This window comes from Actinotignum urinale DSM 15805, assembly GCF_000420445.1.
Lineage (GTDB): Bacteria > Actinomycetota > Actinomycetes > Actinomycetales > Actinomycetaceae > Actinotignum > Actinotignum urinale.
Window position 1 is genome coordinate 1 of the sequence record NZ_ATUY01000013.1, and the last position, 26382, is coordinate 26382.

General features: G+C 50.1%; 22 protein-coding genes. 9 read left to right on the forward strand and 13 right to left on the reverse strand.

Annotated elements, in window-relative coordinates; all coding sequences use genetic code 11:
* On the reverse strand, positions 1–253 hold a 253-nt coding region (locus G445_RS0107975), incomplete at its 3' end, for a hypothetical protein (protein WP_026421053.1).
* A gap of 627 nt (positions 254–880) precedes the next feature.
* On the opposite strand from G445_RS0107975, the gene G445_RS10415 reads away from it, so the two are divergent.
* The 3 genes from G445_RS10415 to G445_RS11575 all read left to right on the forward strand — a co-directional run bounded on the left by G445_RS10415 (position 881) and on the right by G445_RS11575 (position 2075).
* Entirely contained in the window at positions 881–1108 is a 228-nt protein-coding gene (locus G445_RS10415) for an antitoxin VbhA family protein (RefSeq protein ID WP_040430983.1), read from the forward strand.
* A gap of 5 nt (positions 1109–1113) precedes the next feature.
* The gene (locus G445_RS10420; RefSeq protein WP_051127044.1) at positions 1114–1848 is read left to right on the forward strand and encodes a Fic/DOC family protein; all 735 of its coding nucleotides are present in this window, start codon (positions 1114–1116) and stop codon (positions 1846–1848) included.
* A gap of 74 nt (positions 1849–1922) precedes the next feature.
* Complete coding sequence (locus G445_RS11575) at positions 1923–2075, forward strand: hypothetical protein (protein ID WP_211210520.1); 153 nt, start codon at positions 1923–1925, stop codon at positions 2073–2075.
* 138 nt (positions 2076–2213) lie between these two features.
* On the opposite strand, the gene G445_RS10990 is transcribed toward G445_RS11575, so the two are convergent.
* The 4 genes from G445_RS10990 to G445_RS0108015 all read right to left on the reverse strand — a co-directional run bounded on the left by G445_RS10990 (position 2214) and on the right by G445_RS0108015 (position 6074).
* A complete protein-coding gene (locus G445_RS10990) occupies positions 2214–3134 on the reverse strand; it encodes a class I SAM-dependent methyltransferase (RefSeq protein ID WP_022867011.1) in 921 nt (306 codons plus the stop codon).
* Between the two features lie 2 nt (positions 3135–3136).
* On the reverse strand, positions 3137–3892 hold the full coding sequence (locus G445_RS0108005) for an ABC transporter ATP-binding protein (protein WP_022867012.1): 756 nt from the start codon (positions 3890–3892) through the stop codon (positions 3137–3139).
* A 2-nt stretch (positions 3893–3894) separates the two neighbouring features.
* Positions 3895–4881 carry an ABC transporter substrate-binding protein gene (locus G445_RS10430; RefSeq protein WP_022867013.1) on the reverse strand — a complete coding sequence of 329 codons (987 nt, stop codon included), beginning with the start codon at positions 4879–4881 and terminating at the stop codon, positions 3895–3897.
* A gap of 98 nt (positions 4882–4979) precedes the next feature.
* Positions 4980–6074, reverse strand: a complete 1095-nt coding sequence (locus G445_RS0108015) for a FecCD family ABC transporter permease (protein WP_022867014.1) — start codon at positions 6072–6074, stop codon at positions 4980–4982.
* A gap of 504 nt (positions 6075–6578) precedes the next feature.
* On the opposite strand from G445_RS0108015, the gene nrdD reads away from it, so the two are divergent.
* From nrdD to G445_RS10435, 3 genes are all read left to right on the forward strand, one after another.
* Complete coding sequence (gene nrdD / locus G445_RS0108020; protein ID WP_022867015.1) at positions 6579–8738, forward strand: anaerobic ribonucleoside-triphosphate reductase; 2160 nt, start codon at positions 6579–6581, stop codon at positions 8736–8738.
* Between the two features lie 8 nt (positions 8739–8746).
* Positions 8747–9538 (forward strand): anaerobic ribonucleoside-triphosphate reductase activating protein, encoded by a 792-nt coding sequence (gene nrdG / locus G445_RS0108025; protein ID WP_245855197.1) that lies wholly within the window; start codon positions 8747–8749, stop codon positions 9536–9538.
* Between the two features lie 313 nt (positions 9539–9851).
* A complete protein-coding gene (locus G445_RS10435) occupies positions 9852–11279 on the forward strand; it encodes an FUSC family protein (RefSeq protein WP_156825586.1) in 1428 nt (475 codons plus the stop codon).
* A 4-nt stretch (positions 11280–11283) separates the two neighbouring features.
* Here the strand turns inward: G445_RS10435 and G445_RS0108035 are convergent, their stop codons facing one another.
* A complete protein-coding gene (locus G445_RS0108035) occupies positions 11284–12723 on the reverse strand; it encodes an MFS transporter (RefSeq protein WP_022867018.1) in 1440 nt (479 codons plus the stop codon).
* Between the two features lie 232 nt (positions 12724–12955).
* Positions 12956–14065 carry a coiled-coil domain-containing protein gene (locus G445_RS0108040; protein ID WP_026421058.1) on the reverse strand — a complete coding sequence of 370 codons (1110 nt, stop codon included), beginning with the start codon at positions 14063–14065 and terminating at the stop codon, positions 12956–12958.
* Positions 14066–14387: 322 nt separating this feature from the next.
* On the opposite strand from G445_RS0108040, the gene G445_RS0108045 reads away from it, so the two are divergent.
* Positions 14388–15785 carry a class II fumarate hydratase gene (locus G445_RS0108045; protein WP_022867019.1) on the forward strand — a complete coding sequence of 466 codons (1398 nt, stop codon included), beginning with the start codon at positions 14388–14390 and terminating at the stop codon, positions 15783–15785.
* Positions 15786–15869: 84 nt separating this feature from the next.
* Here G445_RS0108045 and G445_RS10440 read toward each other — a convergent pair whose 3' ends face one another.
* From G445_RS10440 to G445_RS10445, 4 genes are all read right to left on the reverse strand, one after another.
* Positions 15870–16436, reverse strand: a complete 567-nt coding sequence (locus G445_RS10440) for a dihydrofolate reductase (protein WP_022867020.1) — start codon at positions 16434–16436, stop codon at positions 15870–15872.
* 26 nt (positions 16437–16462) lie between these two features.
* The gene (locus tag G445_RS0108055) at positions 16463–17266 is read right to left on the reverse strand and encodes a thymidylate synthase (RefSeq protein WP_022867021.1); all 804 of its coding nucleotides are present in this window, start codon (positions 17264–17266) and stop codon (positions 16463–16465) included.
* Between the two features lie 227 nt (positions 17267–17493).
* Positions 17494–17967 carry a DUF2505 domain-containing protein gene (locus G445_RS0108060; RefSeq protein WP_022867022.1) on the reverse strand — a complete coding sequence of 158 codons (474 nt, stop codon included), beginning with the start codon at positions 17965–17967 and terminating at the stop codon, positions 17494–17496.
* A 17-nt stretch (positions 17968–17984) separates the two neighbouring features.
* Positions 17985–19487, reverse strand: a complete 1503-nt coding sequence (locus G445_RS10445) for an amino acid permease (RefSeq protein WP_022867023.1) — start codon at positions 19485–19487, stop codon at positions 17985–17987.
* A gap of 524 nt (positions 19488–20011) precedes the next feature.
* On the opposite strand from G445_RS10445, the gene G445_RS0108070 reads away from it, so the two are divergent.
* Positions 20012–21463, forward strand: a complete 1452-nt coding sequence (locus G445_RS0108070; protein ID WP_022867024.1) for a sensor histidine kinase — start codon at positions 20012–20014, stop codon at positions 21461–21463.
* Between the two features lie 44 nt (positions 21464–21507).
* Here the strand turns inward: G445_RS0108070 and G445_RS10450 are convergent, their stop codons facing one another.
* A complete protein-coding gene (locus tag G445_RS10450) occupies positions 21508–21771 on the reverse strand; it encodes a WhiB family transcriptional regulator (protein ID WP_022867025.1) in 264 nt (87 codons plus the stop codon).
* 108 nt (positions 21772–21879) lie between these two features.
* Between G445_RS10450 and G445_RS0108080 the strand changes: the two genes are divergently transcribed.
* On the forward strand, positions 21880–24822 hold the full coding sequence (locus G445_RS0108080) for an NAD-dependent DNA ligase LigA (protein WP_084676537.1): 2943 nt from the start codon (positions 21880–21882) through the stop codon (positions 24820–24822).
* Positions 24823–25051: 229 nt separating this feature from the next.
* Here the strand turns inward: G445_RS0108080 and G445_RS0108085 are convergent, their stop codons facing one another.
* Positions 25052–26335, reverse strand: a complete 1284-nt coding sequence (locus tag G445_RS0108085; RefSeq protein WP_022867027.1) for a phospholipase D-like domain-containing protein — start codon at positions 26333–26335, stop codon at positions 25052–25054.
* Positions 26336–26382: the final 47 nt, after the last annotated feature.

Sequence of the window (26382 nt, forward strand, 5' to 3'; positions counted from 1 at the left end):
CGAGCTGCCTCGCAGTCTCTCCAGCAAGGAAACGAGCGACAATCGAGCGCTTGAACTCCCACGAGTAAACAGCTTTCGTATCACGTGTCACAAGCACCATTTTCCCATGAAGAACCCACCTGTCATAAAGCGAATTCACCGGCCGAAATGGCAAACCAAGTTTTCTGGCTGTGGCTCGAGAGCCATAGCCCGCCTCAAACAAATCAACAGCCACCGCCCGCTGCTCCACCGACAACGAACTATCAGAACGCATAACACCCCTAACCCTAAAAACTGAACAAATAAACGTCCAACTTTCAGGGTTCAGTACATTCATCCGAAGAGCCTCCATATCCACTGCAACACTTTCCATAAACCAATACAAACCCAGACAACAATGTTGAAAAGTGTAACCGCAATTAAACGAAAAAAGTTCCACATTAACACAATCGGAACACCAGCTAGGCTAAGAATTACTAATAAAATGCACAAAACAAGTCCTAGCCCAGCCAGGGTCATAACCATCACCAACACAGTCCACCAGTCGATAGTAAACCAACCTAAAATGTTCGTTTCCCATCCACTCTTCGTGCCAACCTCCATCGCTAATGTTGCCAGTATCGCGCCCTCCCCTTATGAGATGTTACGCTAACACCAATGATGCAGAGTTTAAATAATACATATATGACATTGTGTTAATGGTTGTAAAAACGTTATATTGTGTTCTCAATCGTACGCTTCTACTACCTGCACTGTTAGAATAACGGACGATACCGCAATTTATATATGTGTGCGCACGTGTTGAGCGCACACTCTGATCTCCGTTCCCCAAAAATTTTTACAACCGCATAAATACGCCATTTTCTGGTAAAATAGTCGTGAAGAAAAGGAGGTAATTGCTGTGGAAAAATTAGATATTGATAAGCGTTGGCCCGAGCTTTTTTACGGGCTTACACCGTCACAAAAATTCAATGTTATGAACACCTTTGCCTCGTCCTGGCATGAAGGCTGGGAACCTAACTATGATGATGTTAAGACAATTACCTCCGTTGCGCGAGGAGAACTCACGTTGGCAGACGTTCTTACTTCTGTAAAAAACTTTAAACGAAATAAAGTCTTTGCCCGGTAACATATGTGGATAACTGGAACTCGTATTTTTATCCAGGAACTCAGACTCTTCGTAACAAATTAGATATATATGATGCAGATCAACTTCTTGTTGCTGAATATACTTTGACACAAACGCGTGAAACTCTTCTTAAGAACCACGATGTCTATATTCCTCAAACATTCGATTTTGAACATCTTAAAGCTATCCACCACTATCTTTTTCAGGATGTGTATGAATGGGCTGGGTGTTTACGCACCGTTGATATATATAAAGGGCATGGATGCTTTGCGTCGTTAACAGGTTTCCGTCCTGAAACATATATGAATGATGTGCATACCATGGTTACATCAACCCCATGGAAACAGTTGGGCACCACAGCTATTGCAGAAAAACTTGCCACCATCTTTGCTTATGTTAATCAGGCTCACCCTTTCCGCGAAGGAAATGGGCGGGCCTCCAAAGTTTTTATGTTGGACGTAGCAGCATATGCAGGAATGCCGTTGGATTATTCTCGTGTAGATCAAATAACATGGAATAATGCTAGTATGCTTTCCGGTCCAGACTTGTATTCGTATGAGCCGGTGCCAGATAGTCTCTATCCGATTTTCGTCACTATCCTCACCCCTGTATCTCAACGGATGCTAGCACAAGATGACATAAAAACTGCGTTCAACACAAAACTTGAAGTGATTAAGCAACGCAACAACACGAAAACACCCGTCGTAAAACACGACCGTAAGCCAGGAAGGCTGTGTTAAGAAGATGGAAAGAAAAAGATCGGAAGAGCCAGTTATTGCCGCTCGCGAGCTCATCGTGGAAGGCGCGGTGTCTATTGGTTGAAGGCACACTGGAACACCTGGAAAAAGGCAAGGTTGTGGTTCTTGACGAAGAGCGAAAAGCGGCGATGGTGTCTAACCTGCTTGTTGTTCTCTGCTCCGATTCCAATGCAACACCGGTGGTCAATGCGGGATCTCTGAACAATTAATAAAAAGATATGTCACATGTTCAATACGGGCGTGTGGGGGCATCATCAGTTGATGACGCCCCCCCACACATGCCATGTTACGCAGTCACGGATGCACGGCTTTGCCGGGTAACGGAAGCCCTTGAGGCGGGCGCTAGTTCACGCAGTCACGGATGCACGAATAAGGAAGCGTTTGCGTGGCATATGCCCACGGCTTACACCGCAGATCAGATCAAGTTCGTCAATCTCAGGAAGCCACGTTAAGTGCGCACGCAAGCCTGCACGCTGAAAAATATCCAAATAGGGCTGTGGGCTATCTAAGGTCGCCAAGGGTAATTGCTCGGCATACCCATGCCCATACGTGTCAATAAAAGCGTTTTCGCCATCCTCAGAATCAACATCGACTTCAAGGCCTTCCCCGCTAGGAAACCAATTAGCATCCGCAATGGCAATAATTCCAGAGCCTTGGGGATCAAGCATTTTCTTCCAGGCACATACGGCACTATAGGGATCTTCCAATGTCCACATCACATACCGCGACACGATAACATCAAATTTCCCCAGGGACTCCGGAGGGCAGGTCGCGTCCCCAAGAACGGTTTGCAGTCCACGAACGTGATGTGACTCAGCTTCGCGCAACATGCCAGGTGAGCTATCAAGACCCACAACATTGTGTCCAAAACCCGCCACAATTCGTGAAAGATAACCCGAACCACACCCGACGTCAAGAACGCGCAACGCTTGTTTTCCGTCGTCGCTACCTCGCAAATCAGGTGTGGCATCCGTGCAGTGTAGCGCCGTTGTGCCGTGGTTTTTGCGTATAGCCGGTGTGCCATCACCGTTATGTCCAGTCGCTGTGCCGTTGCCACCTACCGCTTGTTTCGCGTCGGTAGTGTGGAGCGCCGGTTTTGCGTTGCTAGCACGATGTACCAGTGTGCCGTCGTCGTGAGAAAGGAAAGAAAACGCTTTTTTCCACAGCTCTTTTTCGATCTGTGAACGTTCTCCCTTCTGTTGGGCTTCGTCGTAAGCATGAGCGCGCCCGGACCAGTAGCGAGAAACGTCAGCCTTATGTGACTCCATATTTAGTCCTCGCGATCAAAAATAAGGTTCACGCGATCCCCGTAATCATTACGTGTCACCTTCACTCCGTACACGGGTTCAAGAATTTCTGGTGTGAAAACCTCATGTGGCGTGCCCACAGCAAGAACTTTTTTGTTGTGCATAACGACGATAGTGTCGCAATAACGGGCAGCGAGATTCAAATCGTGCAACACCAAAATCGCGGCCCCATCGAGCTCCGCAACACGATGCAACACCTCGTGCTGGTAGCGAATATCCAAATGATTCGTCGGCTCGTCGAGAAGAATATACTTCGATTCCTGAGCCAGTGCCCGCGCAATCAACGTTCGCTGGCGTTCCCCGCCAGAAAGCTGGGAATAATCCCGTTCCGCCAAATGCTCAATACCCATATGAATAATGGCTTTCGCAATAATGGCGTTATCGTCCTTCGTGGAACGCTGGGTTAATTTTTTATGGGGCAAACGCCCCAAAGCTACGACATCCGCCACCGTCATCGGCAACTCCGAGGCGCTTTCCTGCACAACGACAGCGAGTTTTTTCGCTAATTCCTTACGCGGAATATCGTTCAACGCAACGGAATCAATGAGAACAGCCCCACTCGCCTTCAAAGAACCATACAGGGCACGCAGAAGCGTTGTTTTCCCCGAACCATTAGGGCCGAGAAGAGCGACCATGCCGTGGCTCGGCAAGGTGATGTCAATGCCGTCGAGAATAAGATTATCCCCGTACGAGTGGCGGATATCGCGAGCTTCAATCATCTTTACTTGATGCTTTCCAGATAGGTAATGATCTTCTTCAAACCGTCAACAGCCATGGGTGTAGGCGGTTCGACGTAGGGGAATTCAAGGGTCAAGATTTTTCCGTTGCGAACGGCGTTCACAGATTCGCTACCGGGAAGTTTCTTGATTTCCGCGGCGATCTCTTCAGGTGATCCCTGCAGGTAGGCGGCAATAATAATATCCGGGTTGCGGTTAACCAAATCTTCGCCCGTTACTTCGAAAACGCGCTTCTTTTGATCGTCGTAAACATTCTTCAAACCGGCTTTTTCAACCAGCGGGGAAGCCATAGATCCACGCCCGTATGCATACATGGGGCCACCGCCAATCGACGGATAGAGAATGGCAACCTTCTTGTCCTTCACGGATGGAATCTTAATGCCTTCAAGTTCCTTCTTGAGTTCCTTAATGTAGGCTTCGGCTTCCTTTTCCTTATGGAAAACCTTTCCGTAGAAGGTGACCTGGTTATACACATCGTCCCAGGTGGCATCTCCGGTGAGCGCGCCGCACAGTGCCGGTTCTTCAGCAATATTCACGCCAGTTCCCGCCATGGTTTCGGCGTTCACAGTCTTTTGGAATCCGAGCACAAGATCGGGGTTCTTGGCGATAACCATTTCCTTGGAAATGTCAAGGTGCCCTGAAGGGTCGAGCTTATCGGTAATGGTGGGGATGGCAGCGACTTTCTTGGCAAGTTCCGGTGAGTACAGATCCGAGGGGTACTTACCTGCCTTGGCGACAACCTTATCCAACACGCCGAGCTTATCAAGGGTTGTGATAGCGGCGGGCTTGAGAAGGACAACACGTTCAGGTGCCTTCGTGAAGGTCAGTTTTTGTTTACAGTTTTCGACGGTAACTGATTTTCCGGAGTCAGATTTTGCGGATTCTCCCGTTGTGCCTGAGCAGGCTGAGAGTCCGAAAATACTTAACGCGACAGTTGCAGTTACCGCTGCGATGTTACGTAGGTGTTTCATATTTCTCCTTCGAGGTTGTTGATTGTTGTAACAACAGTGTGACAAGTATGGATGAGTGGGCGTTCCGTGGTGGGAAAGCTACGACGACGTAACTTTTCTTAGGCCTCCTTCACTGTTCCCATGCGACGAACGAGGATAAGGAGGAATGGCGCACCAACCATGGCGGTAATAATGCCAATCGGAATTTCTTGAGGGGAGAGAAGAACGCGCGACAATATGTCTGCCCATACAAGAAGTATTGCGCCAATGAATGCGGCGACGGGAACGACGTGGCGGTGGACGCCACCCACCATTCTGCGAGCGAAATGGGGGACGATGAGTCCGACGAAACCAATGGATCCTGCCATGGACACAATGACGCCAACTAAAAGACATGAAATAACCAGGAGGATGGCGCGGAAACGTTCCGGGTTAATACCGAGGGTGAGCGCGGTTTCGTCGCCAACGGTTAAAGCGTCAATGTGGGGGCCAACAATAATAAGGAGTATGAGGGCGAGGAGGACAACGATGAGGACAACTGCGAGAGATCCGTCCCAGCGCGCTAATCCGAGTGAGCCGAGGAGCCAGAACATGACAGAACGTGCGCCTTCTGCGGAGGCGGAGGCGAAGATGAGGAAGCTGGTGACTGCGGAGAGTGCGTAGCCGATGGCTACGCCGGCCATGAGGAGGCGTATAGAGGTGAGGCGTCCGGCCGTGCGGGCGATGAAGAAAACGAGGATGGAGGCGACGAAGGCTCCAACGAAGGCGCTGCCCTGGAGGGCGTAGTTACCCATTCCGGCTCCGATGCCGAAGAGGATGGAGGCGGCCGCCCCGCAACTTGCTCCGGAATTAATGCCGAGGACGTAGGGATCGCCGAGCATATTTCGTACGACGGCTTGGAGGACAAGGCCTCCTAATGCTAGGCCTGCACCAACTCCTAGCCCTAGGAAAACGCGGGGAACACGGATGTTCCAGACGATGGAATTCACTTGGAGGGCGTTTGCTTCTTTGAGTTCTGCTCCGAAAAGGTGATGTGCGAGAACGTTGAGGCATGCATCAACCGGGATTTTGACGGGACCTGCAATGATTCCCGCGACAATTGTCACGATAAGGGAGGCGAAAAGGATTGCTATCCATATCGCTGTTTTTCTTGCTCGACGACGGAAACCCAAGCGGATGTGCGGGGGTTCTGCGGGGACGTACACACCTGACATGACAATTCCTAGAGAAATCAATTGTTCAAAAAACCGTTCGGGTAATAATTTTAGCAAAAATAAACTGTTAATATAAGCGGTTTACGACACGGGTTTTTCCTAAAGTGTAAAAATATTAGTTTTTCGGCGTTTTTCGGGACTTTTTACCAATGTTTGTTGAGCGTGTCAGGGTTTGTGCATAGCGGGATTTTTATGGGAAAAAATATATAGAAAACTGGGAAAATGGTGAAAAATAAAAGGTTGTAGCGAATTTTTAAGTGCGCGGACGGGGGTGGTTATGGGGGGGGTGGGTGAGTAGCACAAAAATTCGGTGGCTGGAAAATGTAACACGGCGTGCGAAAAGTGACATAAATCACATGATGGGGCATTTCGCGCAAATAGGCGAATAGACACCTGTCGCGCATGGAATTTGTGAAAAAACGACGCGCCGAGTGTCGATAAGCTGGCGGGCGGAAAGGCAGTTAGCTACTATATGTAGTGTTCAAAAAACGAAAGGTATACAAGATGTTGAAAGAATTGTCCACTGCGGTAACAGCGAGTGTTACCAAGCGAGATGGCCGTTCCGTCAGCTTTGACGCGGGAAAAATCTACCGCGCTATCGTTTTGGCGTTAAACAGCCAAGGTATTGAAGATCGCGATTTTGCCGAAGAAGCCACCCGTGCCGTTGTTGAACGCCTCGACGTTACCCGCCTCGACGTTCCTTCAATTCAACGCGAAGTAGAAAACGTCCTCATGGCTTCGCGCTATCCAGAAGTTGCTCGTGCCTATATTGAATACCGCCACGATCGCGACACCGCTCGCGCTCAGGCAATGGACGTGAACAATGCTCTCGACAAGCTCATGTCACGCGACTCCACCGTCGTCAATGAAAATGCGAACAAAGATTCTACAGTTTTCAACACGCAACGCGATTTGACGGCAGGCGCAGTTGCTAAGGCATACTCGCTCAAGCACCTTCTTCCTGAAGCTGTTGCCAATGCGCACCTGAAGGGCGATATCCACTTCCACGATTTGGATTACAACCCCTTCCAGCCCATGACAAACTGTTGCCTTATTGATATTGAAAGCATGTTGCGTGATGGTTTCCAGATTGGGAACGCCCGCGTCGAATCCCCGCGATCCATCAACACGGCAACCGCGCAAATCGCGCAAATTATTGCCAATGTTGCCTCCAGCCAGTACGGCGGATGCTCCGTTGACCGTACCGACGAAGTTCTTGCGCCCTACGCGCGCCTCAACTACAAGAAGCACATGGAAGATGCTCGCGAGTGGGTTGCCGAAGAACGTCGCGAAGATTACGCATGGACAAAGACGAAAAAAGACATCTACGATGCCATGCAGTCCCTCGAATACGAAATCAACACCCTGTATTCTTCCAATGGGCAAACTCCCTTCGTCACCCTCGGATTCGGATTGGGCTTGGATCGTTTCGAACGCGAAATCCAAAAGTGCATCTTGAAAATTCGCATTAAGGGTATTGGTAAAGATCAGCACACCGCGATCTTCCCCAAGCTCGTATTCGGACTTCGCCGTGGCGTAAACCTCGAAAAGAACGATCCCAACTACGACATTAAGCAACTCGCCCTCGAATGCTCCACAAAGCGTATGTACCCGGATGTCCTCTCCTACGATCGCCTCTGCGAAATTGAAGGAGACTACAAGGTTCCCATGGGTTGCCGTTCCTTCCTTCCCAAGTGGACTGATCCGGAAACCGGGGAAGCTGTGAACGCTGGGCGTAACAACCTTGGCGTCGTTACCCTCAACATTCCTCGTATCGCTATCCAGTCACGTGGAGACAAGAACCGTTTCTGGAAGATTTTCGACGAACGTATGCAGGTTGTGAAGGAAGCCCTTGTGTTCCGTGCCCATCGCTGCGAAGACGCAAGCCCGGAAAATGCGCCGATTCTGTACCGTTACGGAGCTTTCGGAATGCGTGCAGATGATGAAGAAACTGAAGTCAAGCAGTTCTTCAACAAGCAGCGCTCCACGCTCTCCATCGGCTACATCGGTTTGTATGAAGTGGCAACCGTGTTCTACGGACCAAATTGGGAAACCAATAAGGAAGCCAAAGACTTCACAATCGAAATCGTCAAGCGCATGGCAGAATATGCCGATCAGTGGAAGAAAGAATACCCCTGGTGGTTCTCTGTCTACTCCACACCATCCGAATCCTTAACGGATCGTTTCTGCCGCATGGATCGCCAGAAGTTCGGAAGCATCCCGGATATTACAGCCAAGGATTACTACACGAACTCCTACCACTACGATGTGCGTAAGAAGATTACGCCTTTCGAAAAGATTGATTTTGAAGCCGTCTATCCGAATTACGCCAAGGGTGGGTTCATTCACTACTGTGAATACCCCAAGCTCACACACAATACGCAAGCTCTCGAAGCCGTCTGGGATTATGCGTACGATAGGGTGGCCTATCTTGGGACAAACACGCCAATCGATCAGTGCTACGAATGTGGCTTTAACGGCGATTTTGCGCCCACGGCTGACGGATTCAAATGCCCGGGATGCGGTAACACGGATCCAGACACCTGTGATGTTGTCAAGCGTACCTGTGGCTACCTGGGTAACCCCCAGAAGCGCCCCATGGTTCATGGACGCCACGAAGAAATCGTGTCCCGCGTGAAGCACATGGACGGTCCAACAGCCTAGGTGGGACATTGAAGCAGATTAACATGCTCAACTCCGGGGCGGTTGCGTCACCACGCAGCCGCCCCGCGGTTTACACACGCCAAAATTCAGTGACGATGCCCGCTGGCGTATGGAAAAACATTCCCGATAGCTGGATTATGCCCGACACCTGGGATGAAAAACCAGATATATCAACACCCTGCGGCGAGGGTGCAGATGGCGTCGTCGTCCCCAAAAAAGCACAAACGCTCGGAGTGCGTCAACCACGAAAGCCGGGAGCATGGGACGGTCGAAAACTTTCCCAAATGTACGTCGCCGATTACAAGCCCTTTGTTATGGTGGACGGAGAAGGCGTACGCTGTTCGATTTACGTCTCTGGCTGCCCCTTCCACTGCCCAGGATGCTACAATGTCGCGTCGCAAAATTTCCGCTACGGCGAACCGTACACGGAAGAACTCCAAGAACGCATTTTGAAAGATTGCGCAAACAGCTACGTACACGGGCTGTCTTTGGTAGGCGGAGAACCTTTTTTGAACACACCCGTTCTGTTACCGCTGGTTCGCGCATTTCGCGAAAAATTTGGAAACACCCGCACAATTTGGAGCTGGACAGGCTACACCTGGGAGCAACTCATGGCAGAAACCCCGGATAAACGTATGCTCCTCGCCAATATTGACGTACTTGTGGATGGCCCCTTCATTCAAGAACAGTTCTACCACGACCTCGCCTTCCGAGGTTCACGCAACCAGCGCATTATCGACGTCCCAGCATCCATCGAAGCCGGGGAAGTGCGACTCTGGAAAAACGGGGACTACGCCTAAAATCGGCATAAACCTATGTACTCTTGCATTGCCTGCGCATTTGGGTAAAGTAGTCCCGTGGAAAAACCAACAGATCATAGACGTTGTACACAAAAAGCAGAGAATACAGCACAGTTCAGCAATGCGTGTAACAGTGAGGCCACTATGGGGAAACCACGAACCAACAGTATTGCACACCATAGTCTTACGCCTGCTGGATTGGTAAAATTAATAGAATCGAAAAAGCCCTTACCCGCAGGTATAGAATCTTGCAGGTTGGCGAAACATCGTAGCTCATGATGTAAAGAAAGTTGAAGTGTCCGCCACTATTCCTTTGACAAAGGTTAAAGTCTCCGAGATTAACCCCTTCCCGTCGCTTTTTACTATCAAACCCAATAATCGCGACCATGAAGTTGGGTTACGCTTCGGGATTTGCATGATGGTGCCCATCGCAGTGGTGTGGGCAATGGGGCGCATGGATCTTGCACTCTTTACAACATATTCTGCGTTTATTGCGGTATACGGGAAAAATATGGCGCACAAGGTTCGATTCCCTATGCAGGCTCTTGCCGGTGTTCTCATGTTTGCCGTAATGATGGCTGCAATGTGGTTCGCCACCTGGGTTTACGATCCTGCAGTCGAAGAAAAAATGCATGAAATAGGTAGTCATGAAGGCGTTCTAGGAGTTCCTTCGCTTCCACTGTCCGTGATGGTAGTCCTTGCAACAGCGGTCGTTGCGTTTTTCTCCTCCCTTGCCGCCGGCTATATGCAGTTGCGGCCAACCGGGTGCATGTTTCATATTTTCGCGTTTGCCTCGATTGTTGCAACTCCTAAAATGCCGCCGGTAGAAGACGCAGCCTTCGCTTCAATCTACACCATGCTTTTCGCCCTCGTCATCGGGGTTTCTTCACGTTTCTTTTCCCGCAAGGCGCGTCGTTCCCCACTCATTGCGCGCGTGGAACGCAAGCCTCTTCCGCCACACCGCGTTCTCTTCTACGAATCCCTGTGGTTTTTTATCGCCGCCGCTATTGCCGGACTAATTGCCACCCAGATTGCGCAACCTTTAGGTTTGCAACGTCCTCATTGGGCAATGGTTTCTGCCGTCGTTCCGCTTATGGGACATTCAACCCGTTTTCGCATTAACCGCGGATTCCAGCGAATTATCGGAACATTTGCCGGAACTTTCCTTATAGCTGCCCTCGTGTATTTCGTCCACGATCATTGGGCGATGATTTTTATTATCGGGCTATCACAGATGGTTGCGGAATCATTCATGGCACGAAACTATGCGATAGGGCAGATGTTCGTTGCACCCGTCGCCATGATGTCCTTCATTCTTGCATCCGACGCTTTCGGGGTGGAGCTTCACGAAGGAGCCTTCATCTTTGAAAGAATCGTGGAAACAATTTTAGGTTCCCTGGTGGGCTGCATTTGTGTGGTGTGGCCCTACGCATGGCGTAAATGGGTTCGTAAACTTCCCGACCCTGCAGTCTACACTCCGCGTTCCGTCAAACAATATCAGCATTGGCGTTCCCTGCAGGCTCAACACCGCATCGAAGTTTTCAACGAGGGAGAATCGTTCCTTGAGGAAGATTCACATATTGCGCGGACAACCCGCTTCGCCATCGACGGTTTCGGTCTCGAACATGCCTACATGTGGGGAGGCACAAAAAACGCAAAAAATTCGAGCGAAAATATTTCCTGGTTGGATAAAAAAGACGATTCGATTACCTGGATCGGTAAAAAACGACGACGAAAATAGTGGTTTACGGCTCGCGATTCTTTTTACGCGGGGTTAATTTTTTGGTATGTAAAGCATGCAGGTAGGAACGTAGACGTTTCTTGGGGCCTGTGGAAGTGTCGTTATCTTTGGCCTGCGTCGCGATACTGCGTAAAGCGAGGTTCTGGGCAAGGTTTTCCAAACGCAGAAGGCGCCGAAGCGTTCGCAGAGCGTGGCGGATTCGCACGGCAAGCATGAGAACAACAGTGAGAAGAAGCCCAGCGGTGGTGATGATAGTGGCACCGTAAAAAGTTAGGGTATAGGTTTCTTGCCCCTCCTCGTCGCGACGAAGAATAGAAAGCAGGGGAGCGGTGAGCCACGTTGATATAGTGTAGGCGAGATACATGATTGCCCAATTGCTCCCCAGGTGTGTTCTGCCGTAAAGATGCCCGAGAAATGGCGGATAAATCGTGAAAATTCCTCCGAAACAGAGCCCTAAAAATGCCGCTGCGGTGAAAAAGGGTAGAGGAGTGAAACTTTGTGACATGACAAGAAGGGCGACGAGAGTGGTGCACAGAATCAAGAGAAGTGAACGGTGCCCGCCGTACCTGTCATAAAAAATACCGATAATAAAACTGCCCACAGCTGCACCAATCGTTGTGGCGGCAACAGCAAAACCGCCAAAAGACTGTGCGAGCTCAGAATCAGGATTTGTGAAGAGTTGAGTGCGCGCAATGCTAGCGGAAGCACCCAAAAGAGTTGCGCCCGAAACGCAAGCGAAAGCCATAATAGCAAACATGAGATAGAAGCGACGTGTCCGTAGCATTTCTCGCGAGGTGAGGTCGCCGTATATGCCACGCGAAGCGCTGGAGTTAGCGTCGCTCGGATTCATGTACCCCGCAGGACGCCAAGAATCAGGAGGCGTTCGCAAAAAACCACCTACCCCGCCCATGAGCAGTAAATAGGTTACGCCGGTGACGATACTGGCGGTGGAGGAGCCAAAAAACGGAATGAGCACCGAAGCTAATCCCATGGAAATTGCGGCAATGGATAGATTATTGATAGTCGCAAGGATGCCGTTAACAATCCCGCCTTTATCCGGATACCATTTTTGGGCATTTGCCAGGCAGGGACTGTAGGCAAGGCCGGCTCCCAGACCCGCAAGCGTACAAAAAACAACATAAAACAGTGGGAGAGAAGTGAGAAAAGGCGCAATAATCCAGGCGGTGGCAAAAATAATGCCGGAAGCCACCATAACCCGCGAAATAGCGTATTTTTCGATGAGTTTTCCCGAAACGACGCCACCCAACATCAAAAAAATTTGTAACGTGGGATAGACCCACATGAGATGCGTTTGCTCCCATCCATGCATATCGGCAAATTCTGGCAAAATCACGGATAGGGTGCTGACGCCACCAATGCAAAAAATAACGAAGCTGGCTGAGGTGAGCATAAGCCGGCGTGTTCGATATGTGCGCATGTCCATGTGCGGTTCCAGTGCGTGTTCTCTCAGTAAGTGTGGGGCTAGTTTTGTTTTCGGGTTTTGTTTTACGGTTTCGATTGTGGGTTTAGTTTTCGATTTTCGTGTGTGGTGCTATTTCGTATTCGCACGATTTTCCGGATTAATTGTACGTCTGGAGTGGTGAAACATATGAGTGAGGAATCTTACGTTTGTGGCGATTTCGGAAGGATTAATATGTGTGGCCCTCGTTATCCTTCTACAAAATAACAGCGATAATTCCACAGACGACGGCAAGCATTGCGCACACGCCACTAATTCCATACTGCGTGAGGAGTTTCTTCCGAAGCCTATCCTCCACATCTCGCTGTTTTTGGTTGTTTTCACGGATTTTGGCAATATCTTCTCGTAATTTATCCGCATCTTTGAGTGCTTCATGGTAGCGCTCGTTGAGAGCCGACAGTTCGCGGGTGTGGCTTGCCTTGAGAGTAGAGGTGGCCGTTGCCGTATCCAAAGTGTTGTTTGCAGCGAGCCGATTATTCTCCCGTTGCATATCGGCGACGGTACGGCGCGATTCCGTCAACTTATTTTCTAACATTCGTACCTGCATCAACAGCTGGGCTGAACGTTTTGTCGCCTCCTGATGGCGTATTTCGCTCAATTCTAAGGCTTTTATTTGACCGGAATTGTACATCATAGTGTTATCGTGGGTTGTGATTTCATTTTGGAGCCGGGAAAGTTCCCCATTGAGGTGGGTTGTTGTGGTCTCCAATTCGGTGATTGAATCACGTGCCTGGGCAAGTTCGGTTTCCAGACGAGATTTTTCATTCTCTAGCCGGGTTTTCTCTTCGGTGAGTTTAGTTTTTTCGCGCACTTCTGTTTCATGTTTGTTGCGAAGTTCCGCAAGTTCGTCGAGAAGCGCAGAATGTGTCGAATTATCTAATGCGTGCCCGCGCCTTTTCTGATAGCGTTCAGCAACTCTACTTCCAGAGGGGTGGTGAGGAGCGTGATGTGTTGATTCTTGCAGGTGGGTTCCTAGTCGTTCTCGGTGCGTGCTTGAATCTTGGTTGGGTGTTGCGTTTCGATGCCCCCGGGTAGGTTTTGTAAGTTCTGTAGCTTCTGTAGGTTCCGTAGTTCTAAGCGTTCCGGGTGCGTTTTTCTCTTGCTCAAGTGAACCCGATTCACGCGCTCGTTTTTTCGACGCAGAGCGAGCTACTCGACGTGAACGAGTTGCCTTGGGCGCCTGAGTTGCTTGGGATTCCTGGGATGCCTGGTGGGAAGGAGAAGATGACGACGGCTGAGTCGAGGTATTTTCTGACGGGGTAGTGGCGTTGCCGTCAGGCCTTGCCGCTCCCGAAAAACGTGCCATAAAACTTTCCCTCCGTACAGAAAAATCTGACCTACTAACATGTTGCCAAAATAGCGCAGAACCTTAAAAACCATTGCCGTGCATGTTGGGTGAGCATTCCATACACGCTAACACACACTACTCTGAATGAGTGTGTCTTATCCGTAATGATCACGCCCAGACATCTTACCGATAATGCCAACCTTAAAGATGCCAGGCGCGCATCGGCAACACATGTACGTGTACTACGTACGCAACAGCTCTATGTCGTCGTAAAAACATTCTACCGTGGTGTCAACCTCATGCCAGAAATTATCCACCGGTTCAGGCTACCCTTGAGAGTATGACAACACGCACAGAATACGATTCCATGGGCGCAATCGAGGTTCCTGCAGAGCATTACTGGGGTGCCCAAACACAAAGATCCATTAACAATTTCAACATTGGACGCACACTTTTCCTCATGCCTACCCCGGTTATTCGCGCACTGGGCGTGTTAAAGAAAAGCGCGGCACTCGCGAACCAGGCCCTCGGTATCCTGCCTGCCCCTATAGCATCTGTAATTTCGGAGGTCGCCCAGGAAGTTATTGACGGGAAGCACACGCAAGAATTCCCTCTCGTTATTTTCCAAACGGGTTCCGGAACGCAGTCGAATATGAACGCGAATGAGGTTATTGCTAGCCGGGCTAACGAAATTCTTCGTGGAGAGCGGGGTGGAAAACATCCCGTTCACCCCAATGATCACGTTAATCGTGGCCAATCATCGAACGATACCTTCCCAACAGCGATGTACGTCGCTATTGTGGAGGAAGTAAGGCGTATTCTTTATCCCTCCCTGGAATCGCTTATCGCCAGTTTTGACTCCATTGCTGCACGTTACCCCGATATTGTTATGGTTGGCCGCACCCATTTAGAGGATGCCACGCCGATTCGTTTTGATCAGGTTGTTTCCAGTTGGGCATCTCAGCTTCGCCACGCCCTGACGGGAATACGCCGCGAAGAACTTCCTCTCCATCAGCTGGCAATTGGCGGAACAGCTGTGGGAACCGGGTTGAATACACACCCGGATTTTGGGCGTCTTACCGCTGAAAACATCAGCAAAGAAACGGGGATTGAATTTTGGCAGGCCGACGATCTCGTCGCGGCCCTCGCCTCCCACGATTCCGTTGTGGCCTTTTCCGCAGCGTTACGTACCCTAGCGGTGGCGCTTGTGAAAATCGCGAATGATATTCGCTGGTACGCATCCGGGCCTCGCGCAGGAATGTCCGAAATGATTATTCCCGAAAACGAGCCGGGATCCTCGATTATGCCCGGCAAAGTGAATCCCACCCAGTGCGAGGCGCTCACCATGGTGTGCGCACAAGTGATGGGAAATGATACGACGGTGGCTTTCGCGGGAAGCCAGGGGAATTTCCAGTTGAATGTATATAAACCAGTTATGGTGTGGAATGTGCTGGAATCCCTCACATTATTGGCGGAAGGCATGGATTCTTTCCGTACGCATTGCGTAGAAGGACTCGCCCCGCACAAGGAAATTATTGAGGAGCACTTACGTAATTCGTTAATGAACGTCACCGCTCTCACCCCACATATTGGGTATGATGCGGCCGCATCCATAGCGAAACTTGCGGAAGAAAAAGAGTTACCGTTGAAAGACGCAGCCGTGCAAAGCGGTTACGTTACCTCTCAAGAATTCGACGAGTGGGTGGATTTTGAAGAAATGACGCATCCGGGCGAATAAAAAAATCTGTTTGTTTTATTCGCGTGTTGCTATTTTGAGTAGCTTGTGAAGGATGAGTATCCGAAAACGACGAATGGGTGGGCGCTAGAGGGTATTAAAAAATGACGCATCCGGGACAGTAGGCAAAACCCCGCGCGGCACCGCGGTTCCGGGGCGCGTGAGGACTTCATAACGGTAGCGGATTCCGTTTGTTGAGGTGTGCCAGGAACCTGTTTGTGGGCTGCGTGCCCACGTTTCCCAATCCTTGTCGAGCTGTGGAGCGAAAACATCCGCGTTGTCCGGGGTCATATCGACGTGGGTGATGACGCAGATGTCACAATATTTTTGGGTTTCAGCATAGATGTGTGCGCCACCTAAAATCCAGGCGATCGGTGCCTGTGTTTCCCGCAATTTTCCTAGCGCTTCATCGAGTGTCGAGCAGCGCGTTGCCCCGGGAGTCTCGTAGTTTTCGTTACGTGTTACAACATATGTATCGCAACCGGGGAGGGGTTTGCGCCCACACGCCTCCCACGTCACGCGCCCCATAAGAACGGGACAGTTACTCACGGTTTCCTTAAAAAAACGGAAATCTTCGGGGATACGCCACGGTAACTTGTGCCCGACCGCAATCCCGCGATTATGTCCTTGCGCCCAAATCGTTCCAAGAAGCATGGGAGTCCTTTCCTGCGTTGTGTGCTTTAGACAGCCACGGGAGCGCTGAGCTTGGGGTGGTGCTGGTAGCCTTTCGTTGCCGAAATATCGTCCATCTGATAATCGAAAATCGACGGAGCCTTGCGCAATTCAAGGGTGGGGAAGGGGTAGGGTTCGCGACTGATCTGTTCCTTTACCTGTTCAATGTGGTTCATGTAAATGTGGCAGTCCCCGCCCGTCCACACGAATTCGCCAACATCCAAGCCGACCTGCTGGGCAACCATGTGGGTGAGCAGAGAATACGAGGCGATATTGAAGGGAACGCCAAGGAAAAGATCGGCGCTACGCTGATAGAGCTGGCAGGAAAGTTTTCCGTCCGCCACATAGAACTGGAAGAAAGCGTGGCAGGGTTGAAGCGCCATATTATCCAAATCCGCAACATTCCATGCCGAGACAATAATGCGACGCGAATCCGGGTTTGTTTTCAACTCCTCAATAACGCGCGCAATTTGGTCAATGTGTTGGCCGTCGGGGGTGGGCCAGCTACGCCACTGATAACCGTAAACCGGCCCCAAGTCGCCATTCTCGTCGGACCATTCATCCCAAATCGTGATGCCCTGCTCCTGGAGCCAACGAATATTGGTGGAACCCTTCAAGAACCAAAGAAGCTCGCCCTTAATGGATTTCATGGCGACGAATTTCGTCGTAATGCGCGGAAAACCTTCTTTTTGTAGATCGTAGCGAAGTTGGCGCCCGAACACGGATAGTGTTCCTGTGCCGGTGCGATCGCCTTTGTGCGCACCATTTTCGAGAACATCGGCAAGTAAATCTTCGTACTGACGGTTAATCATGGGCTTCCTTCCGGTCTAAACCTTCCCAGTGATTGTACCGTTTTTCTTCTGCCAGCGCTTCCGAAATATTAGACGCTCCCGAAATATTCTATGAGCGACGTTGGGCAGGAGCGTGAGGGGCACGTTGTAGCGCCGGGGCGGGGCGACTGTGCCGTGGCGCCCCGGCGGGGAGAGTGTAGCGTTGTTGATTTTTTTCTGTGTGCTTGGGGTTTGCCTCGCCCGGCGGGTTAATCCTCAGTATCGGTAACGATGCTACGCACGATGTCGGCATCGAGGGAGATTACTTTCCCAACATGTTCGACAATCAGTTGTTCGACCTTCTTCCCGAAGAATGGAATGCCAACTTTCACATATCCGCTCACGGTCACGGTGGACGAGTTTTCGTCGTCGCAACAAACATCCATCACAATACGCGCAGAACCGGGAAGTTTCGGGGGATTAATATCACTCACCACACGAGAACCCTCACGAAGGAACGGAATATCAAGGTCGGTGTTATCCGCAAGAAGTTTCGTTGCCATTGCCGGCAGTTTATCCGTGGGAATCTCAAAATGAAGAATCAATTCATTATCCGACTGCGTGAAGCTATAGCTGGGGACAGACAGCTCCTTCATACGCTTTTCCATGAGTTGAGGAGAAATGAGTGCGTCGAGAACCTTCTGCGCGGGCGTGGCAACCCCGTAACTGTCCGAAAAATTCATTACTTACCCTCAACTCTTTATTGTCCTTTGGCCACAGTGTCCGTAGCTTGTCCTTCATCTACAGTATCGGCTGTTGCACTCTCTAATGCGAGTTTTTCTTCCATTGCCAAATCCTTTGGCGTATCCATATGCCCGAAACGGTGAAGAATCGCGTAGGAAATAAACAAAATCGCGATGTAAGGAACGCCGGCATACCAGGCAACCGGCAGCAACCACCACAGGCCACACATAATTCCAAAGCATCCCAAAATAACCGCAATATTTGTGTACGGGGCGCCCCATAGCTTTGGCATCGCCTCGGGAAGTCCGAGTTCTTTACGACGGCGCCGGAAGGCAAGATGGCTGACCATAATAATGGTCCAAGTTGTCAAAATGCCAACGGTCGCACAGCCAAACAGATAGGCGAAAGCTGATTCTGGTGAAACGATAGCTAAAACGCAGGCAATAAGCATGCCGATAGACGCCAGTGCAACAGCGTTACGTGGAGCACCATTATGGGATGTGTGTGCGGCAAAACGTGGAGCCATTCCGGATTCCCCGAGAGAATGAATCATGCGAGAAGCGGCATACAGGCAACCATTTGCTGCGGAAAGAGCCGCAACTAAAAGAACTGCATTCATAATATCGCCGGCGTAAGGAACATGCGCGGCATCCAGGGCCTTTACGAAAGGACTGTGGGAAATATCGTGGATAGGTTCGGCAGTTACCGTCCACGGTTGAATCATGACGATAACGCTAATGGCACCAATATAGAAAATAAGGAGACGCCAAATCATTGTGTGGGCTGCGCGGGGGAAATCCTTCGTCGGGTTCCCGGATTCTGCAGCGGTAACGCTCACGTGTTCAATACCGCCGAAGGAGAAGGTTGCCATACAGGTTGCTGCCAAAATACCAACAACGCCGTAAGGAGCGAAACCGCCGTAATCGACGAGGTTGTGAACTCCCGTCGCTTCTTTTCCGGGGAGCCCCACAGTAATCATGACAACACCCAACAAAATAAAGACGGTAATTGCTACGACTTTAATCATGGAGAACCAGTATTCGGAAAAACCATAGAAGTTCACGGCAGCAAGATTCAAAATAATAATGAAAAGTGCGCACAGAACAGTGCCTGTACCGCGATCAAGCCAGGGCAACCAACGTTGAAGATAGGTTGCCGAAGCCGTCACTTCTGCGCCCATTGCCACACATGCTGTAACCGTCAAATTCCAGCGACCAAGAAAGCCACCGAGTTTTCCAACATACGATGCGGTAACTGTTCCGTGTCCGCCGGGAAGAGGATGGGTGGTAACCATTTCCGCAACTGCCCACACAACCCCGAGCGCAAGCAAACCGGCAAGCGCGTAGGAGAGAATAGTGGCAGGTCCGGCCAATGCAACCGTTGCGCCCGAACCGAGGAACAGCCCGGTTCCCAACGCGCCAGATAAAGCAATCATGCCGATTTGCCCGGAGGTCAAATTCCGGTGGAGATCGGTTTTCGGTTTCCCGTTCGAATCCGCTGTTGTCCTTGTAGAAGTCATAAATTCCCTTGTGAATGTTGAGGAGGGAGCGTTATTGGTATAGCGCCATCCCCGAAATGCTTTAGGAAGTGTGGGGAACGAATCTGATGTAAGTTATTCAGTAAACGTGCCCGTCTATACCCGGAAAAGTTTACATCAGCTAGAACATTGTATGAAAAACTGTCCGAATGTTAACGGTGAGGCTCCTTGTTACCTCGAGATATTGTGTTGGGTTCCCTTATTTCTAGATATTGTGCAAGGTTCCCTAAACTCTGGATATTGTGTTGGGTTCCCTAAATTCTAGGTATTGTGCTGGCTTTCTAGGTTCGACTTAGTTTCCTGCGAATATGAGTTTTAATGGGTGACTGATTTCTAGTTTTTATGTGGGAACCGGAAGATTAGAGTTAAGGGCCGCCGATTACCATTTTTAACGCCGGAACCGGATGATTTAGCATTGCCGCGCAACCAGATACGTCTGTTAGAACCGCACACAGGAAATCTAATATTATGTGTACGAAAAGCGTGTGGCAGTGTAGCCTTTAAACATGCCTTCATTGAGCAACATGCTGGAACGTTCATCGCAACTTGAAACACGTAGTCGCGAACATATTCATCACCTGGTCGGAGATTGGCAACTTATATCAGATTTTTCCTTTGCTGATCTTATTCTTGCTGTACCGGAACGCGAGGGGCGTTTTATTATTGTGGCGGCCTGCCGTCCAGCAACAAATTCCACAGCTTTAGATAACGATGTTGTCAACCTTGTGTTCGATCCCGAAACCTCAAAGTTTTTCCATCGCATTATGGAAACCGGGAAAACTGACACAACTAAAATCCAGGCTCTACGTTACGACGGCTACCCGGTGCGTTGCCCCGAAGGTGGCGTGATTGCGGTGATGTGCGCGGTTTATTCGCAACGTAGTCGCAAAGAAACTGTGCTCCGTCACCCGAGCTACCAAGAAATTGAAGATTTGCTATTCGGCATGGTTACGACGGGCGAGTTCCCCTTGGAGGGAACACCCGGCGGTTTGCGGCACGGTGTTCCGCGCGTTACAGACGGGTTTACTCATATCGACGCCGAAGGTGCCGTGCTGTTTTCCAGCCCAAACGCCGTATCAAACTTCCACCGTTTAGGGATTCGCGCAACGTTTGAGGGACAGTTACTTGCGGAGCGTATCACCTCAAGTATTGACGCGACGACGGTGCTCGACGACGCCCTTCCCGTCGTCCTTATGGGAAGAGCTTCGTGCGTAACAGAACTTGAACTTCACGGAGCTGTTATTTCGTTACGCTCTGTACCGTTAACGAAAGATGGCAAACGCCAGGGAGCCGTGATTCTTTCCCGCGATATTACAGAAATTTGGAGACGCGAGCTGGAGCTGGTGAGTAAAGACGCCATTATTCGCGAAATTAATCACCGCGTCAAGAATAATTTGCAAACGGTTTCTGCGCTACTTCGTATGCAGGCACGGCGCACAAAAGATAAGGTGGCAATCGAGGTTATTTCCGAGGCGCAGCGCCGCGTGGAAACCATTGCCGTCGTACACCAAATTTTATCCGAATCCATTGACGAAAACGTTGAATTTTCAAAGGTTATCTCAATAATTGTCTCTATGGCGACGGATATCGCAACAACGGGGGCGAATGTCCAAAGTAGCATCGAAGGCGATTTTGGAAAAATGGGTGCGGACGTAGCTACCCGCCTTGCTATGGTAGTGAATGAGCTCGTATCCAATGCCGTGGAGCACGGAGTCCCGCATGGTGGAAATGTGTGGGTGAAAGCTCACCGTGAGGGAAATATTTTGCGTATGTCCGTCGAAGATAACGGTGTTGGGTTCCCCGACTCCAACACGACTTCCGGTTTGGGAACGAAAATTATTCATACCCTTGTTGAAGGGGAACTGCACGGGCAAATTTCATGGAGTAAACGCGAAGAGGGCGGAACCCGTGTGGATGTCGTTATCGATTTAAATTATTACGACGATACTAACGACTAGCGCACTAACGACTAGCGCACTCACCACTAGCCCGTGAAACTCAATTACACCACTGCGCTGTTAGTAATGGGGTGAATAATTGTCTTTTTGCGACGCATTTTTTTACGTTCATCTTCGGAGCGTCCGCCCCACACGCCAGAATCTTGTCCGTTTTCGAGTGCGTAAGAAAGGCACTGGTGCACAACAGTGCAGGAACGGCAGATACTTTTTGCGCGTTCAGTTTGTTTGATTGCCGCCGCAGAGCTTCCCACCGGAAAAAACAGCTCGGGATCCTCACTGAGACATTCTGCGCGTGTACGCCAATCCATTAAACTTCCTCCATTAATCAGCTTTAGGCAGATTATCAATATTTGCAGAGAATGCCCCTAAGGTAAAGGTAGTAGCCGTGTGACATTGAGCAATTTTCTCATTCCTACATGTCAACATCGCCTCACGCTATGGACACCGTCGAAAATCTATATGAGACAATAGATGGCGTGAGTGATAAATCTTCAGTTTCAGGTACCCTATTTTCTTTCGACGACGTTAGTGGGCAGATTGTAGACGTTAGTGGGCAGATTGTAGGCAATACTGGGCAAGATAATTCTACGGACGCGAAAAAAGAGGAAGTGAATCACCATGATCTTGCCGCGCGATACAAGAATATCGTCTCTACATATTCGAAAGAACACGCCCGCAAGCGCGTCGACGAGTTAACGCCACAAATACGCACCGCTCAACTTTTGTACACCAATACGGCAGAGTACGGTATAGACGATAACGAATACGACAAACTTCGCCACGAATTGAGCGCCATTGAAGCGCGTTTCCCCGAGTTCGAGGCCAAAGATTCACCCACTCACACGGTTGGTGCGCCTATTGACCCGAACGCTAAAGCCGTCGAACATATTGAACGCCTTTATTCTCTCCAAGACGTTTTTTCCTACGACGAATTACGGGACTGGTACGACGGTGTTGCCCGGCAGGTTGGGCAAGGCGCCGTTTACACTGCGGAAGCAAAAATCGATGGATTGGCGTTAAATCTTCGATATGTGAACGGGCATTTAGATGTTGCGGCCACGCGAGGCGATGGGGTAACCGGCGAGGACGTTACCGCAAATGTTGCCTATATTAGCGTTATTCCTCAAAATCTTTCCGGTTCCACAATCCCGGAAGTTGTGGAAATTCGCGGTGAAGTGTTTATGCCACTCAAAGAATTTAAGCCTTTTAACGAAGGGCAAAAAAAGATAAAGGCAGATTTAGAAGATCAGCTCCATCAACTCCATTCACGTATCGAGAAACTCCAGAGCGATATTGAAGATATTGACGAGGAACGACGCAAAGACAAACGCGCTAAAAAAGAAATGCCACTTGAGGAATATCAGGCGCGCAAAGAAAGACGAGAAGAGATGAAAGCTAAGAAAGGCGCCATCTCGGAAGAATTAAAGGAACTTCGCGCAAAAGCAAAAAGTGTGCTTGGCGAGATCTCAAGCATCCGCACATTCGCTAACCCCCGCAATGCGGCTGCCGGATCCCTGCGTCAAAAAGACCCCCGAGTTACCGGGCAACGTCCACTATCTTTTATCGCTCACGGAATCGGGGCGCTTAGCGGGGTCAGTGATGAACTAGCCAAACACCTTGGAACCCAAGAAGGTTTCTATCGGCAATGCCGTGAGTGGGGTATGCCCGTTTCCCCCTACACCCAGGACGTCACCACATGGGAAGAAATACGCGATTTCGTCGAAAAAATAGGGGAGAAGAGGAAAGACCTCGAATACGGGACGGACGGATCGGTTATTAAAGTCAACAACCGAGAAGATCAGGAAAAACTCGGATACACCTCGCGTGTGCCACGCTGGGCTGTTGCTTTCAAATATCCACCGGAAAAAGTGGAAACAAGGCTTCTCGATATTCAGGTGGGAATAGGGCGAACCGGGCGCGCAACACCCTACGCCGTATTGGAACCCGTTTTTGTGGACGGTAGCGAAATCCAGCGGGCAACCCTTCACAACCAGTTCGAAATTCAACGCAAAAACCTCATGATTAACGACATCGTTATTCTTCACAAAGCCGGGGATATTATTCCCCAAATCGTTGAGCCAGTTGTGGATAAGCGTGATGGAATGCAGCGCGTCTGGCATATGCCTAAGGCGTGCCCCGCGTGCGGAACGCAGCTTGCGCCAGCCCAGGAAAAAGACCTGGATTACCGTTGCCCCAATCAAAAATCCTGCCCTGCACAGCTCGTCGAACGCATCACCCACATTGGTTCACGCAAGGCGCTTGACGTGGACGGGATGGGTGAAAAAACCGCGCTCATGCTGTCCAATCCGGACGCAAACCGGCGCGATGCCCTCATGGCACTCGCAACAGGTGGCGTACTTTTCCTTCCCGATGATAACGGACGCGGTTTTCGTCGTCTCCGCTTAACAACCGAACAAGCGATAGACTGCGGAATTATTGATGACGACGGCGGCATTGTTGACAGCCAAGCTATTATTCCTGAAAAAATCTGCGAACAGCTGGGTATACCCAGCCCGCAAAAGCCGCTTCTTGAAACGGAAGCCGCGTTGTTTGACGTGACAGAAGAATCCCTACGCGACGTCTTTTCATGGTCGCCCTTTACGCAGAAGTCTGGCGGAATCGTCGTGGCACAAGGATACAAGTATGCGCGTGTAGCGTGGACGACGTCTTCGCAAAAAAATGAGGAAATAGCCCCAACGTTAAATACCCGCGCATTTTTGGAGAACCTCAACCGAGCAAAAACGCAACCGCTGTGGCGAAAACTTGTTGCGCTATCTATACGCCATGTTGGCCATACCGTGGCACGCAGTTTAGCTGACGAATATTCCAGCCTCGACTACATCCGCAACGCGAGCGTGGAAGACCTCGGCGCAATAGAAGGAATCAGTAGCGTTATTGCCACATCGATTAAAGAGTGGTTCGACGAGGACTGGCACGAGGACATTATTGCACAATGGCAGAAAGCGGGCGTTACCTTTAGTGATGTGCCAGCAGAAGAAGGCGGTAGCGTACTTGATGTTTCTGGCGTGCACGGCGCTCATGGCGCGCCCGGCGCGAACGCAGATGTCACGCAGGCCGGTTTAACCGGTGTGGGCGCTCGCGAAACGGTTCCTCAAACTCTGGCGGGAATGTCCATTGTTGCTACGGGTTCTCTAGAGAACTACACGCGCGACGGCGTGGGCGAAACTATCCGTATGTATGGCGGGAAATCGCGTTCTTCGGTCAGTAAAAGCACAACACTTGTTGTTGCGGGAGAGAAGGCTGGTTCCAAGCTACAAAAAGCCGAAAAGCTGGGTATACCCATCCTTGACGAAGTCCAATTTGAAGAACTTTTACGCACCGGAATTATTCCCGGTTAAATAAGTACGAGATTTCACCGTTGCTCATGTCCGTATGCTGTTTAGGGCTTTGGGGTGCCTTATTCTTCGCCTTGTGTTTCTAGCCGTGTACTGCATAGCTAATGGAATATCGTATTTTCAGCCACATTATGTGGGGGTGCTGTATCGTCGTACAACTAGAAAATGCACGAAAAGATGAGCACCTATTGAAAAACGGGAGAAAACATTAGAAAAAAGTAGAGAGGTGGCGTTACAGAAGCGGGGCGAAAGGTTGCAACACCGTTTCCGTAAAGCGCGCCAAACGCCCGCGTTGCTTCCATTCTTCAAGGTCAAGTTCCCGCGAATTTTTCAAATCGAACTCGAAAATCTTATCCATCACATCTGCGAAACCACGGTGATAAATCGACATATTAATTTCGAAATTACCACGCAAACTCAAACGATCAATATTCGCTGTTCCAACAGTTGACCACTGCCCATCCATCGTCATAGTTTTCGCGTGAATCATAGCGTTTTGATACAAGAAAATTCGCACACCGCTACGCAATAGGCGCTCATAGTGCGTGCGCGCCACCCAGTCCGTATAAATATGATTCGAATATTCTGGAATGAGGATCCGAACATCAACCCCGCGTTCGGCAGCGTTTGTTAACGCCATCATCATTGGTTCTTCCGGAATGAAATACCCCATGGTAATCCACGCCCGCTTCGAGGCACGCCCAAGCGCGTCCATATATAGTGAAGCAATCGGATACACATTTTGCGAAGGCGCATTCGTTACCGCACGCACCGCAGAATCCCAATTATATTGCGTATTTCGATGCAAGACAGGATGATTTTTCTTCCGGTAGTTATTCCACATGTCCACAAACGCGGTGTCGAGCTCCCATGCGCTTGGACCTTCCAGCCGAATATGGGTGTCCCGCCACTCGTGAATATATAAACGACCAATATTGTAGCCACCCACATACCCAATTTTTCCATCGACGACGAGGACCTTCCGGTGGTCACGTCCCTTATCTCGCGTGCGTCCCGTAAAAATACCCGTACGTACGAGAGGGAAATTCATCCAGTGAAGATTTGGTTGAGGCTGGGGGTGACGGAAAGAAATGGGCTGGTTGAGAAGATTTCCCCAGGTGTCAATAAGAACATGAACCTGAACGCCCCGAGCGGCCGCTTCAAAGAGGGCGTCGCGGAAAGTTTGCCCTACGTCGTCGGCCTTCATAATAAACCACTCGAAATAAATGTAATCTTTCGCCGAGCGAATATCCTCAAGCATTGCCTTGTAGAGGCTTTCCGCACCCGTGTAAATCGTGGTGGAATCTGAGTTGAGCTCGACGTCCTGAGGTGGAAGATGCGGGTAGGAATCAATGGTGGGGGTGCGGCGTTTGCGCATTTCGTCAATTGCTATGACGGAAAGGGCTGCGCCAACAGGAACCAAAGAAGTTCCCACAGCAAGCCACTTCGCAATGCGTTTTTTTGTCCACGCGCGTTTTTTTGCCCGGGCGCGCAATTTTTTTTTCCACCAACCCATAGGGGTATTGTAGCGATGAAACGCTAGCCTGCACATCTTTATCACAT

Bases quoted from the DNA above. Each gene is read 5' to 3' on its own strand.
- G445_RS10990 (WP_022867011.1), bottom strand. From the start codon at position 3,134: ATGGAGTCACATAAGGCTGACGTTTCTCGCTACTGGTCCGGGCGCGCT.
- G445_RS0108005 (WP_022867012.1), bottom strand. From the start codon at position 3,892: ATGATTGAAGCTCGCGATATCCGCCACTCGTACGGGGATAATCTTATT.
- G445_RS10430 (WP_022867013.1), bottom strand. From the start codon at position 4,881: ATGAAACACCTACGTAACATCGCAGCGGTAACTGCAACTGTCGCGTTA.
- G445_RS0108015 (WP_022867014.1), bottom strand. From the start codon at position 6,074: ATGTCAGGTGTGTACGTCCCCGCAGAACCCCCGCACATCCGCTTGGGT.
- nrdD (WP_022867015.1), top strand. From the start codon at position 6,579: ATGTTGAAAGAATTGTCCACTGCGGTAACAGCGAGTGTTACCAAGCGA.
- G445_RS0108035 (WP_022867018.1), bottom strand. From the start codon at position 12,723: ATGGACATGCGCACATATCGAACACGCCGGCTTATGCTCACCTCAGCC.
- G445_RS0108040 (WP_026421058.1), bottom strand. From the start codon at position 14,065: ATGGCACGTTTTTCGGGAGCGGCAAGGCCTGACGGCAACGCCACTACC.
- G445_RS0108045 (WP_022867019.1), top strand. From the start codon at position 14,388: ATGACAACACGCACAGAATACGATTCCATGGGCGCAATCGAGGTTCCT.
- G445_RS10440 (WP_022867020.1), bottom strand. From the start codon at position 16,436: ATGCTTCTTGGAACGATTTGGGCGCAAGGACATAATCGCGGGATTGCG.
- G445_RS0108055 (WP_022867021.1), bottom strand. From the start codon at position 17,266: ATGATTAACCGTCAGTACGAAGATTTACTTGCCGATGTTCTCGAAAAT.
- G445_RS0108060 (WP_022867022.1), bottom strand. From the start codon at position 17,967: ATGAATTTTTCGGACAGTTACGGGGTTGCCACGCCCGCGCAGAAGGTT.
- G445_RS10445 (WP_022867023.1), bottom strand. From the start codon at position 19,487: ATGACTTCTACAAGGACAACAGCGGATTCGAACGGGAAACCGAAAACC.
- G445_RS0108070 (WP_022867024.1), top strand. From the start codon at position 20,012: ATGCCTTCATTGAGCAACATGCTGGAACGTTCATCGCAACTTGAAACA.
- G445_RS10450 (WP_022867025.1), bottom strand. From the start codon at position 21,771: ATGGATTGGCGTACACGCGCAGAATGTCTCAGTGAGGATCCCGAGCTG.
- G445_RS0108080 (WP_084676537.1), top strand. From the start codon at position 21,880: ATGTCAACATCGCCTCACGCTATGGACACCGTCGAAAATCTATATGAG.
- G445_RS0108085 (WP_022867027.1), bottom strand. From the start codon at position 26,335: ATGGGTTGGTGGAAAAAAAAATTGCGCGCCCGGGCAAAAAAACGCGCG.